Origin of the sequence: Paenibacillus peoriae (assembly GCF_022531965.1) — a bacterium.
Taxonomy (GTDB): Bacteria; Bacillota; Bacilli; order Paenibacillales; family Paenibacillaceae; genus Paenibacillus; species Paenibacillus polymyxa_D.
The window spans coordinates 4765746-4777500 of record NZ_CP092831.1; the positions used below are offsets into that span (position 1 = coordinate 4765746).

Here is an 11755-nt window from a genome sequence, read left to right on the forward strand (position 1 = left end):
CTTATGTCCTTATTGTACGCTGAACAAGCGTTTGACAAAACGGACCCCAGACGGTTTTTGAACCTAGACCTAAGTCGGGGATGAGTATAGACCTGCGGCTATCCTCCTCTATGCTGTTCTGCTGCACGGGCTATCGAATGTTGCTCACCCGCTTGCTTGGAACGTAGTGAAAGGACGAGACAAGCCAGTAACGCTATAGCTGCAACCATATAAGGCAGATTAATATGAACATCGAACAACAGTCCTGCAATTAATGGTCCAATCACATTACCCAAGCTGGTATAGGATGAGTTCATGCCTGCCACAAAGCCTTGCTCATCTCCGGCCTGCCGCGATAGAGAAGTACTTACTGCCGGGCGAAGGATATCCATAGCCAGAAAAATGATGAAGGTCGTCAGCATAATCATCATGTACTGTTCAGCAAATAGGGTTAGGAAGATGAACAGGCCCCCAATAGCCAAGCAGAGATGAATTACTTTTTTCTCTCCAAAACGATTAATGATCCATCCAAATATAGTTGCTTGGACAACTGCTCCCAAAATGGAGCCTGTCGTTATGATGATGGCAATATCCATCGGTGTGAAACCATATTTATGGTCAACAAACAGTCCAAATACGGTTTCGAAGTTCGCTAACCCAAAAGCAACGACAAATACAATGAGTAAACCCATGAAATATGGAGATTGATATGACTTGGCAAATTGCTGCAAAAGATTTTCTTTTTGACGTGGAAGCTCTCTATTATATTGTTGCTTTTCCTTGCTTAAAGACTCAGGCAGCACTAACAGAGACAAGATAGCTGCTATTCCCGCAGCTCCAGCTGCCGCAAAGAAGGGAATGCGTATTCCATATGTGGCAAGCAATCCGCCAATCCCTGGCCCGATTATGAAGCCTGTGTTGATCGCCGCATTGATCATGCCCATTCCCTTGCCTCTTTCCTCAAACGAGGTCACGTCAGCGACATAGGCCATTATAGAAGGAGTCAGCAACGCTGCCCCTGCTCCACCCATGATTCGTGCTATGAACAGGGTAGGAATGGAATGAGCCAGTCCAAAAACAAGCTCTGATAACATGAAGATGAACATCCCAGAAACAATCAATTTTTTACGTCCATAACGATCAGACAACTTTCCTGACAATGGTGATAATAAAAGCTGAGTCAACGCAAAAGCTGCAACCATCAGTCCCATCGAAGAACCATTCATCCCTAGCTCACTTATAAATTTAGGTAATACAGGGACAACTAAGCCGATCCCCATGAATGCCAAAAAAATGTTAAGCATCAATAACAGCATTGCTCCTCGATTTCTTGTGAGTATAGACATATTACCACCCTTCCTTTTCCGTATCTCTTTATTCGATATCAGGTAAACTTCATTATCCCTTTTCAAAAAACAATTGAAACTAAAAATGTTTTCTTAGTTTTCATATAAAAAAGTGGCCTCTTCAAATATGCAGCATATTGTTGAGGCTATTTTTTAATTTTCGACCAAACCGAACAACAAAATATCTACAATAGAATAAGTAGCTTCCTCTACCGTCACACTGTTATCCAGAAAGAAACGCTGATCAAGCGTTAAATTTACAGATTCAATAATAAGCTTCATGATCAGAGCCTCATTTTTGTTCACAATAATTCCTTCTCGGATGCCTTCCTGAATTAATGTTCTAATCGGAGACCAATCATTTAAATCGGCATGTACCCTTTTCCATTGTTCAGGATAATACTTTTTCATCTGGTCCAATATTCTTAAATCGTAAAACTTATAATACAGAGGCATGACCCTAATCGACTGCTTAATCTTGTCTAACAAAGATAACTCATTATTTTGGATAATCTGCTCAGTTTTTCGAATCATATCATCATTTGTACGCTCAATAAGTGTTTCTAAAATAAGCGTCTTAGACGAAAAGTTTTCATACAACGTACGCTTGCTAATAGCGAGTCTTTTCGCAAGATCATCCATCGTAAATTTCAATCCATTTTCATGAACTTCATCTACAAAAGCCTCCAAAATTCTTTCCTGCATATTCGCCCTCATTTCTTTCGCGCTCGGTAAACTAGAAAAGTTTTTTCAGTACCATCATCTTACGATAAGATCAAAGCGCTGGTCAAGTCCATGTTAACCTTGTTGCCAAAATCATGAATATATAATAAAAAGGGGGATAAAATGCCTTTAAGCATTTTATCACCCTTTTGTGTATGGGCGAGAGGACTAGAACCTCCACGGTTTCCCACTCGATACCGAATACAATCTTGATAATACCTTGTTTAATGAAGGGGGATAAGCGTTGCTCGTCGATTTCGACCCGCAAGGTAATCTGTCGATGTACTTTGGTATTGAGCAGCGGGATCAACTTCCGTGGCTATGGTCTGCGACAGGACTAACTCAGTTGCTCAGTATCAAGGAATTTAGAATACTTGTACAACTTCTTTAATATCATCAATTTCCTCAAGAATTGCGCGCTCAATAGCAACCTTTAACGTAATCGTAGCACTTGGGCAACCATTGCAAGCTCCCAAAAATCTTAATTTTGCTATACCGTTCTCAACTTCGACCAGTTCAGCATCTCCACCGTCACGCAGTAAGAAAGGACGTAGTTTGAGAAGAACTTCCGATACTTCATCGAATAAAACTCCATTTTCATCCATTATGTCAATTCCTCCCATTGTTTTACCAACCGTCAATTCATACCTTTTTTCACCCTAGATCGTCTGAGTGATCCTTTGCTTTTTGCCTAAGAGTGACCTCTTGATCCGAAAGTTCCCTTATAAGCGTATGAATAGAGTCTAAAGGTATCATCACACCGCAACTTGCGCTCAATCCTGACAGCATATTGAGGCAGAACTGAAGTTTTCGTATCTCTCGCGTAATTTGAGCTAGTTCTGAATCGTCCGAATTATTTTTCTTCATTACTAGCACCTCGCACTTCTTTAAAGAATGATAAAGGTTTGATCTATTAAATTAATGAATCAACCGATGCTTCCTTCCATCTCAAATTGAATCAACCGATTCATTTCAACGGCATATTCCATTGGCAATTCTTTGGTAAACGGTTCAATAAAGCCCATTACAATCATTTGTGTAGCATCTTGTTCTGTAAGCCCGCGGCTCATTAAGTAAAACAATTGTTCCTCGGACACTTTGGATACTGTTGCCTCGTGCTCCAAAGTAATCTGATCGTTTTTAATTTCATTGTACGGAATCGTATCTGATGTTGACATGTTGTCCAATATCAACGTATCGCACTTAATATTGGACTTGGACCCTGCGGAATCGCGGCTGAAGCTGGACAACCCTCGGTAGTTTACTTTTCCGCCCTGCTTGCTGATGGATTTGGATATAATCGTAGATGTTGTCTCGGGAGCAAGGTGAATTACCTTCGCGCCAGCATCTTGATGCTGATCTTTACCGGCTACGGCAATAGACAGGATGGACCCCTTGGCTCCCCGTCCTTTCAATAATACTGCCGGATACTTCATTGTTACCTTGGAGCCGATGTTGCCGTCCACCCATTCCATTGTGGCATTTTCTTCTGCCACAGCCCTTTGGGTTACCAAGTTGTAGATATTAGGAGCCCAATTCTGAATGGTCGTGTAACGGACACGGGAATCTTTCCGGCAAATAATTTCAATAACTCCACTATGCAGAGAACTGGTACTATAAATAGGTGCTGTACATCCTTCAACATAATGGACAAAGCTGCCCTCTTCGGCAATAATTAATGTCCGCTCGAATTGACCCATATTTTCAGAATTAATACGGAAATAACCTTGTATAGGAACCTCGCACTGAACCCCCTTCGGAATGTATACAAAGCTACCGCCTGACCAAACCGCACTATTAAGCGCCGCAAATTTATTGTCGGCGGGAGGGATTATCGTCCCAAAATGTTGCTTAAACACTTCGGGGTATTGCTTTAATGCACTATCCGTATCAAGGAAAATAACGCCCTGATCCTCCAGTTCTTTCCGCATGCTGTGATAAACTACTTCCGACTCATATTGAGCGGATACGCCCGCCAGGAACTTTTGCTCCGCTTCAGGGATTCCCAGCTTGTCAAAGGTTGCTTTGATCTCGGAAGGAACCTCCTCCCAGGTCTTTCCCTGTTTTTCAGAAGGGCGAACGTAATACTGGATGTCATCAAGATTTAGCTCGGTCAAATCCGCTCCCCATTCAGGCATCGGCATTTTGTAGAATTGATTCAAAGCTTTCAACCGAAAATTGAGCATCCACTCCGGCTCTTCCTTGATTCGGGAAATTTCCCGGACAATCTCTTCCGTCAGACCTTTTCCAGATTGAAAAATAGACTGGTGCTTGTCGCGAAACCCATATTTATATTCGCCCATATCTGGTGCTTTTTTAGCCATTGGTATCACTCCTTTTTAACCTTTCAAGATTCATTTTGATTTGCTATGATCTGCCGAGCTTGCTTTCCACTAAATCTTTTAGGCGACTGCGAACACCTTCCAGCGGGATCTCCGAAATGACAGGAGCGAGAAATCCGAAAATAACAAGATGTTCGGCTTCACTCCGTGATATCCCGCGCGACATCAGATAATAGATTTGCTCTGCATTTACTTGCCCCACGGATGCAGCATGACCCGCGGTTACATCATCCTCATCTATCAGCAGGATCGGATTGGCATCGCCGCGAGCTTTAGGACTTAACATAAGCACGCGTTCTGTTTGCTGACCATCACAATGGGTTGCACCTTTTTCAATCTTTGTAATGCCGTTGATAATGGCCGTAGCTTCTTCAAGCATGACTGCACGCGTAATCATCTGGCTTACCGAGCTTCTGCCAAAATGCTGAGCTTGAGTTGTATAGCTCGATTTTTGATTGCCCGTGCCAATAGCAATCACCTTATTGTCGGAGACCGCCCCGTTGCCTTGTAGCAAAGTCTTGGTATCGCTCACGGTATAACCATTGTTCATCTCACCGATAATCCATTCCACACCCCCATCGGCAAGAACGACCGCCCGTCGCTGGGTGAAATCTGTTGTAGTTACAGCAAGCTGATGAACCGAAGCTACTTGCACCTTTGAGCCCGCCCCCGCGAAGACCTCCGTCACACCGTTATGCAATACCTTGACATCATCACCACTCGATACACAATTATCCACATAAGTAATCTTGCTGTTGCTCCCTGCCACAATTAAGACGTGAGGAGCAAAACACACACCGCTTGTATCGTTAAGAAAGATCGCTTGAATAGGTGCTTCAACCTCTACACCGTCTGGGACATATAGAAAAACGCCACCACTCCATAAGGCACTGTGTGCAGCAGATAAACGATGTTCTTCTGGCTTTACTGCCTGAAAGAGATAACGTTGAACCAGCTCCTCATGCTCTTTTGCCGCAGTATGCAGATCCGTTAAAATGACTCCCTGGGCGGCTAAGCTCTCGGACAATTTCGTATACACTACATCCGAGTTGAGCTGAACGATTAGTCCGCCTTTCACCGGAGAAGCAACCAAACCTCGAACAACCTCCGGCGCTTCCTCCAAACTAGACCACGCATTCTCAGCTTTGTAATCTCCACTTTCGTAGATATCCCATTTTTCAAGATTGATTTTCTCCACTTTAGGCAACTCCAGCGTCCCTGCCAGTTCGAGTGCATGAACGCGGCGTTCAATCAGCCAACGAGGTTCATCCTTAGCGCTTGACCATGCGCGTAAATCGTCCACATTCATTGAAACTCTAGCTTGTATATCCACGTGCTGTTCCTCCTCTCCGGCTTTTAAGCATCCCTTACCGTCTCATCCGTAATCCCAAGTTCCTCCTTCACCCAATCGTACCCTTCAGCCTCCAAACGGTGGGCAAGCTCCGGACCGCCAGATTTAACTATCCGGCCTTGCATCATGACATGCACAAAATCCGGGGTAATATAATTCAACAGTCGTTGATAATGGGTGATGATTAAAAAGCCTCTATCCGGGCTGCGCATCTCATTTACGCCATTGGCCACAATACGCAGTGCATCAATATCAAGCCCTGAGTCCACTTCATCCAGGATCACAAACTTGGGTTCAAGTAGCATCATTTGCAAAATCTCATTCCGCTTTTTTTCACCGCCAGAGAATCCCTCATTCAAATAACGATGCACAAATTCCGGGTTCATCTCCAGCCCCTTCATTTTGCTCTCCATTTCACGGATAAAACGGATTAGGGATATCTCATCGCCTTCTTCACGCCGTGCATTGATGGCACTTCTGAGAAAATCCGAGTTGGTCACGCCAGCAATTTCACTTGGGTATTGCATAGCGAGGAACAAGCCTGCCTGGGCACGCTCATCCACCTCCATCTCCAGAAGGTCTTCATTGTCCAATGTCACCTTACCGCCAGTAACCTCATATTTGGGATGGCCCATTAAAGCTGAAGCCAATGTACTTTTTCCCGTCCCATTAGGCCCCATAATCGCATGAATCTCTCCGCCATGAATCTCCAGTGTGAGCCCTTTTAAAATTTCTTTCCCTTCAATCTTGGATCTTAATTCCTCAATCTTTAATGTCGTCATTTATCGTAAACTTCCCTTCGGAGTATTCTTCGGCACGCGCCACCAAATCACTCATAAATTTTCCAATAGTCTGCAGCTCAACCTCTGAATAGGATTCAATGAATTGGTAAAACCTTTCTTCTTTTTCTTTGTGCATTTCTTTATGCAAATGATAAACGTGTCTTCCCTTATCCGTTAAACTAAAGTAAATCTCCTTACGATTGCTGTTCAGTTGACTTCTCATAATGAAGCCCATTTCCAGCAGCTTTGCACTAATTTTAGTAATGCTAGCTTTGGACAACCCCATCTTCTCCACAATCCCGGTATGATTTATCGGTTCATAATCACCAATGCAATCAATAACGTGCACACTAGTAATATTGTTGGAAAGCATGTCAATCTGGTACTTTCTGGCCTGTTGCCGAAACGAGTTAAATTCTTGTTCAGTATACAGCTCATTCAGATGTAGCATTTTAATATATTGCTCGTAAAGATGACCTTTAAAATGATTTTGAAACTCCAATTTCCCAATCTCCCCTCTTTTGTAGTAGTTGAGACCAAGTTCAGTGTCTCCATTAGATCTTTTTGTTCACTAGTAAACAAAATTATATTAACACAATTGATATTGATAATCAATATCAATTGTGTTAAATGTGACGTAATTTTGAAGTCGCATTTCACGGGTTTGTTGTCATTGTCATAGGCCTCATGCTGTGTTTTTACTAGGGCACGTCCCGGAAATAGTTTTAAATACCTCTGATCAATCCTGCTTTGCGGGGGTTGAACAATGGAACCAATTCGGCAGCATCCGGATGGATCTGGTAACCGAAGCCAAGTCCAATACCGTTGCCTATGAACGTCATGGTACACCTGCCACAGACTGGGGTCGCTACCGTAAAAAGAGGACGAAGGTGGTGCTTGGCCGAGCTGTTTTAAAGCTGTATCGCCGCGTTTGAGTACGCTATCGCGAGCATGTATGGCAATGAATAATCCGTCAGTTACCTGTGTCTGGATATGTTATGGGGCCAAAGAGTAACCAAAAACTGTGGTTTTTGCTGGTGAATCCGAACAGGCGATCCTCCATTCTAGCCAGCACCGATCTGACACTGGAGACAACCTAGATCATTGAACTTTATACCGCCCGGTTCAAAAACAAATGTACCTTCTGGGCGCTAAAGCAATCCATCGGCGGATTCGGCTACCACTTTTGTAGCAAATCCATTCCGAAGCTCAACCGGTATTTGAAAAAGGATCGGGTTCACCCTCTGGAGGTGTTGGAAGAGGAGAAAGCGCAACGGGACATCCGCCTAACTGTAAAGATGAGAATGGTAAACGATAACCAAAATGGATCCCTACGGGGCTTAAGATAAAAGGAACCAAGAAAAGAGCCGAAATCTTGCTTCAGGAAGCCAGGAAGAATTCTCATATGGAAGGACAAGCACTCGCGGTTGAATACGAAGATATGCTGTAAGAGTAAAAGCGGCTACTCCATCCGGTAATCTGCCACTGGTGGACACGTTCTATGAGCTTCTGATTCGTATGAAGGAATAACAGGAATCCTATCGCTTATCTTCTGACAATTCTTATTGTCTTGAGTACCTGGAGTATATTTATGTAGATGTATTAGGGGTAAGTATGAAAGAAGTTCAGGAATGGTTAGGCCACAGCGATTATGCAACAACGGCAAATATTTATTCGCATTTGGAATACAACTCAAAGGTGTCTTCAGCTCAAGCAATGAGTGGGGTACTAAAGCTCAAATAAAAAAAGCTCACTAGAGAATGTCTCTAATGAACTCTTTTAGTTAATACCGGCGAGAGGACTCGAACCTCCACGGTTTCCCACTCGATTTTGAGTCGAGCGCGTCTGCCATTCCGCCACGCCGGCGTATTCAATTATGGAGGCGCCACCCAGATTTGAACTGGGGAATAAAGCTTTTGCAGAGCTTTGCCTTACCACTTGGCTATGGCGCCAGAGTGTAACAAAGCGGACGACGGGAATCGAACCCGCGACCCTCGCCTTGGCAAGGCGATGCTCTACCGCTGAGCCACGTCCGCATAAAGATGGCTGGGGATATAGGATTTGAACCTATGCATGACGGAGTCAAAGTCCGTTGCCTTACCGCTTGGCTAATCCCCAATAAGTAAAGGGCGGCCGATGGGGCTTGAACCCACGAATGCCGGAGTCACAGTCCGGTGCGTTAACCACTTCGCCACGACCGCCGCAAGTAATGAATAATTGGCAGGGGCAGCAGGAATTGAACCCACACCAACGGTTTTGGAGACCGTTGTTCTACCTTTAAACTATGCCCCTATAAAACTGGTGGAGGATGATGGATTCGAACCACCGAACCCGTAAGGGAGCAGATTTACAGTCTGATGCGTTTGGCCACTTCGCTAATCCTCCAAAAATGGTGCCGGCGAGAGGACTTGAACCCCCAACCTACTGATTACAAGTCAGTTGCTCTACCAGTTGAGCTACACCGGCACATAAAATATTCAATTAAAAGTGGCTCGGGACGGAATCGAACCGCCGACACGAGGATTTTCAGTCCTCTGCTCTACCGACTGAGCTACCGAGCCTTAGAATAAGGCCCTTCATTACACGTTATAATACTAATGGCGGAACTGACGGGATTCGAACCCGCGATCTCCTGCGTGACAGGCAGGCATGTTAGGCCTCTACACCACAGTTCCATAATAATTTTTAATTGGTTGCGGGGGCAGGATTTGAACCTGCGACCTTCGGGTTATGAGCCCGACGAGCTACCGAACTGCTCCACCCCGCGACAATAATAAATATTTATTTTCCAAATGGTGGAGGCTGAGGGGCTCGAACCCCCGACCCTCTGCTTGTAAGGCAGATGCTCTCCCAGCTGAGCTAAGCCTCCACACCGAAACACTTTTCATATTATATCATAATAAACTTTTTATTGCAAGTTTTTTATGATATTTTTATGACCCGTAGGGGATTCGAACCCCTGTTACCTCCGTGAAAGGGAGGTGTCTTAACCCCTTGACCAACGGGCCATGCTACAAATGAATTATGGCGGAGAGAGAGGGATTCGAACCCTCGAGACGCTTTTGGCGCCTACACGATTTCCAATCGTGCTCCTTCGGCCAACTCGGACACCTCTCCATATGGCTCCCCGAACAGGACTCGAACCTGTGACAACTCGATTAACAGTCGAGTGCTCTACCAACTGAGCTATCAGGGAATATTAAGCATTTGTTTCAAGGTTACACCCTGAAAACTGGATCCGAAACTTATTTGCGTTTTATCTTAGGATAAGCCCTCGACCGATTAGTATTGGTCAGCTCCATGCATTACTGCACTTCCACCCCCAACCTATCTACCTCGTCGTCTTCAAGGGGTCTTACATACTGGGAAATCTCATCTTGAGGGGGGCTTCACGCTTAGATGCTTTCAGCGCTTATCCCTTCCGTACATAGCTACCCAGCGGTGCTCCTGGCGGAACAACTGGTACACCAGCGGTACGTCCATCCCGGTCCTCTCGTACTAAGGACAGCTCCTCTCAAATTTCCTACGCCCACGACAGATAGGGACCGAACTGTCTCACGACGTTCTGAACCCAGCTCGCGTACCGCTTTAATGGGCGAACAGCCCAACCCTTGGGACCTACTTCAGCCCCAGGATGCGATGAGCCGACATCGAGGTGCCAAACCTCCCCGTCGATGTGGACTCTTGGGGGAGATAAGCCTGTTATCCCCAGGGTAGCTTTTATCCGTTGAGCGATGGCCCTTCCATGCGGTACCACCGGATCACTAAGCCCGACTTTCGTCCCTGCTCGACTTGTAGGTCTCGCAGTCAAGCTCCCTTCTGCCTTTGCACTCTTCGAATGATTTCCAACCATTCTGAGGGAACCTTGGGGCGCCTCCGTTACTCTTTAGGAGGCGACCGCCCCAGTCAAACTGCCCACCTGACACTGTCCTCGCACCGGTTTACGGTACCAAGTTAGAACCTAGATACGATCAGGGTGGTATCCCAAGGATGCCTCCCTTCAAGCTGGCGCTCAAAGTTCGACGGCTCCCACCTATCCTGTACAGATCGTACCCAAATTCAATATCAAGCTGCAGTAAAGCTCCATGGGGTCTTTCCGTCTTGTCGCGGGTAACCTGCATCTTCACAGGTATTAAAATTTCACCGGATCTCTCGTTGAGACAGCGCCCAAGTCGTTACGCCATTCGTGCGGGTCAGAATTTACCTGACAAGGAATTTCGCTACCTTAGGACCGTTATAGTTACGGCCGCCGTTTACTGGGGCTTCGGTTCATAGCTTCGCTCTTGCGAGCTTACCACTCCCCTTAACCTTCCAGCACCGGGCAGGCGTCAGCCCGTATACTTCGCCTTGCGGCTTCGCACAGACCTGTGTTTTTGCTAAACAGTCGCTTGGGCCTTTTCACTGCGGCCCCCTCGGGCTATTCACCCTACCGAGGCACCCCTTCTCCCGAAGTTACGGGGTCATTTTGCCGAGTTCCTTAACGAGAGTTCTTCCGCGCGCCTTAGAATTCTCTTCTCGCCTACCTGTGTCGGTTTGCGGTACGGGCACCTTCTCCTGGCTAGAGGCTTTTCTTGGCAGTCTGAGATCATGACCTTCGCTACTACAATTTTCGCTCCCCATCACAGCCCAGCCTTAATGATGTGCGGATTTGCCTACACATCAGCCTCACTGCTTAGACGGACATCCATCAGTCCGCGTCACTACCCTACTGCGTCACCCCATTGCTCATAACGGATTACGGTGGTACAGGAATTTCGACCTGTTGTCCTTCGACTACGCCTATCGGCCTCGCCTTAGGTCCCGACTTACCCTGAGCGGACGAACCTTCCTCAGGAACCCTTAGGCTTTCGGCGGATCTGATTCTCACAGATCTTTTCGTTACTCATACCGGCATTCTCACTTGAATGCAGTCCAGCGCTCCTTACGGTACACCTTCAACCCGCATTCAACGCTCCCCTACCCCTGATGCAAGCATCAAGCCATAGCTTCGGTGGTGTGTTTAGCCCCGTTACATTTTCGGCGCAGAGTCACTCGACCAGTGAGCTATTACGCACTCTTTCAATGGTGGCTGCTTCTAAGCCAACATCCTGGTTGTCTGTGCAACTCCACATCCTTTCCCACTTAACACACACTTGGGGACCTTAGCTGATGGTCTGGGCTGTTTCCCTTTCGACAATGGATCTTAGCACTCACTGTCTGACTCCCGGAACTAAATCTATGGCATTCGGAGTT

The 11755-nt window shown here is 45.9% G+C and carries 8 protein-coding genes, 15 tRNA genes and 1 rRNA gene (1 of these 24 running past the window's edge); 1 reads left to right on the forward strand and 23 read right to left on the reverse strand.

Translation table 11 applies throughout. The features are described from left to right. Nucleotides 1-98: 98 nt before the first annotated feature. The 7 genes from MLD56_RS21115 to MLD56_RS21145 all read right to left on the reverse strand — a co-directional run bounded on the left by MLD56_RS21115 (nucleotide 99) and on the right by MLD56_RS21145 (nucleotide 7025). Nucleotides 99-1349, reverse strand: coding sequence for an MFS transporter (locus MLD56_RS21115; RefSeq protein ID WP_275041147.1), 1251 nt, complete (start codon nucleotides 1347-1349; stop codon nucleotides 99-101). Nucleotides 1350-1478: 129 nt separating this feature from the next. Beyond that, nucleotides 1479-2030: a TetR/AcrR family transcriptional regulator gene (locus MLD56_RS21120; RefSeq protein WP_029518165.1), complete on the reverse strand. Its 552-nt coding sequence runs from the start codon at nucleotides 2028-2030 to the stop codon at nucleotides 1479-1481. Nucleotides 2031-2413: 383 nt separating this feature from the next. Next, entirely contained in the window at nucleotides 2414-2653 is a 240-nt protein-coding gene (locus MLD56_RS21125; RefSeq protein WP_013373004.1) for a NifU family protein, read from the reverse strand. 321 nt (nucleotides 2654-2974) lie between these two features. Beyond that, on the reverse strand, nucleotides 2975-4372 hold the full coding sequence (gene sufB / locus MLD56_RS21130) for a Fe-S cluster assembly protein SufB (protein WP_029518163.1): 1398 nt from the start codon (nucleotides 4370-4372) through the stop codon (nucleotides 2975-2977). Nucleotides 4373-4415: 43 nt separating this feature from the next. Then, the gene (gene sufD / locus MLD56_RS21135) at nucleotides 4416-5723 is read right to left on the reverse strand and encodes a Fe-S cluster assembly protein SufD (protein WP_029518162.1); all 1308 of its coding nucleotides are present in this window, start codon (nucleotides 5721-5723) and stop codon (nucleotides 4416-4418) included. Between the two features lie 23 nt (nucleotides 5724-5746). Next, nucleotides 5747-6523, reverse strand: a complete 777-nt coding sequence (sufC, locus tag MLD56_RS21140) for a Fe-S cluster assembly ATPase SufC (protein ID WP_029518161.1) — start codon at nucleotides 6521-6523, stop codon at nucleotides 5747-5749. After that, a complete protein-coding gene (locus MLD56_RS21145; RefSeq protein ID WP_029518160.1) occupies nucleotides 6504-7025 on the reverse strand; it encodes a MarR family transcriptional regulator in 522 nt (173 codons plus the stop codon). Before MLD56_RS21145 ends, sufC begins: the two co-directional genes overlap by 20 nt. Before the next feature lie 289 nt (nucleotides 7026-7314). Between MLD56_RS21145 and MLD56_RS21150 the strand changes: the two genes are divergently transcribed. Beyond that, complete coding sequence (locus MLD56_RS21150) at nucleotides 7315-7458, forward strand: hypothetical protein (protein WP_161627025.1); 144 nt, start codon at nucleotides 7315-7317, stop codon at nucleotides 7456-7458. 852 nt (nucleotides 7459-8310) lie between these two features. Here MLD56_RS21150 and MLD56_RS21155 read toward each other — a convergent pair. From MLD56_RS21155 to MLD56_RS21230, 16 genes are all read right to left on the reverse strand, one after another. Then, nucleotides 8311-8389, reverse strand: a tRNA-Leu gene (locus MLD56_RS21155). Nucleotides 8390-8400: 11 nt separating this feature from the next. After that, nucleotides 8401-8475 (reverse strand) — tRNA-Cys (locus MLD56_RS21160). A 12-nt stretch (nucleotides 8476-8487) separates the two neighbouring features. Then, nucleotides 8488-8559, reverse strand: a tRNA-Gly gene (locus MLD56_RS21165). A gap of 7 nt (nucleotides 8560-8566) precedes the next feature. Continuing rightward, nucleotides 8567-8641, reverse strand: a tRNA-Gln gene (locus MLD56_RS21170). A 10-nt stretch (nucleotides 8642-8651) separates the two neighbouring features. Beyond that, nucleotides 8652-8724 (reverse strand) — tRNA-His (locus MLD56_RS21175). Nucleotides 8725-8741: 17 nt separating this feature from the next. Further along, nucleotides 8742-8815, reverse strand: a tRNA-Trp gene (locus MLD56_RS21180). Between the two features lie 7 nt (nucleotides 8816-8822). After that, nucleotides 8823-8908, reverse strand: a tRNA-Tyr gene (locus MLD56_RS21185). A gap of 5 nt (nucleotides 8909-8913) precedes the next feature. Next, a tRNA-Thr gene (locus MLD56_RS21190) sits at nucleotides 8914-8989 on the reverse strand. A 22-nt stretch (nucleotides 8990-9011) separates the two neighbouring features. Then, a tRNA-Phe gene (locus MLD56_RS21195) sits at nucleotides 9012-9084 on the reverse strand. 37 nt (nucleotides 9085-9121) lie between these two features. After that, a tRNA-Asp gene (locus tag MLD56_RS21200) sits at nucleotides 9122-9198 on the reverse strand. 15 nt (nucleotides 9199-9213) lie between these two features. Beyond that, nucleotides 9214-9290 (reverse strand) — tRNA-Met (locus tag MLD56_RS21205). A 26-nt stretch (nucleotides 9291-9316) separates the two neighbouring features. Next, nucleotides 9317-9392: transfer RNA gene (locus MLD56_RS21210), tRNA-Val, on the reverse strand. 67 nt (nucleotides 9393-9459) lie between these two features. Further along, nucleotides 9460-9531 (reverse strand) — tRNA-Glu (locus tag MLD56_RS21215). 17 nt (nucleotides 9532-9548) lie between these two features. After that, nucleotides 9549-9640: transfer RNA gene (locus MLD56_RS21220), tRNA-Ser, on the reverse strand. A 3-nt stretch (nucleotides 9641-9643) separates the two neighbouring features. Then, nucleotides 9644-9719 (reverse strand) — tRNA-Asn (locus MLD56_RS21225). Nucleotides 9720-9785: 66 nt separating this feature from the next. Next, nucleotides 9786-11755: ribosomal RNA gene (locus tag MLD56_RS21230) — 23S ribosomal RNA — on the reverse strand; it runs 958 nt beyond the window's last position.

What these genes read in the sequence shown, in the direction of transcription:
- MLD56_RS21150 (WP_161627025.1), top strand. Translation starts at nt 7,315, where the DNA reads ATGGATCTGGTAACCGAAGCCAAGTCCAATACCGTTGCCTATGAACGT.
- sufB (WP_029518163.1), bottom strand. Translation starts at nt 4,372, where the DNA reads ATGGCTAAAAAAGCACCAGATATGGGCGAATATAAATATGGGTTTCGC.
- MLD56_RS21125 (WP_013373004.1), bottom strand. Translation starts at nt 2,653, where the DNA reads ATGGATGAAAATGGAGTTTTATTCGATGAAGTATCGGAAGTTCTTCTC.
- MLD56_RS21120 (WP_029518165.1), bottom strand. Translation starts at nt 2,030, where the DNA reads ATGCAGGAAAGAATTTTGGAGGCTTTTGTAGATGAAGTTCATGAAAAT.
- sufC (WP_029518161.1), bottom strand. Translation starts at nt 6,523, where the DNA reads ATGACGACATTAAAGATTGAGGAATTAAGATCCAAGATTGAAGGGAAA.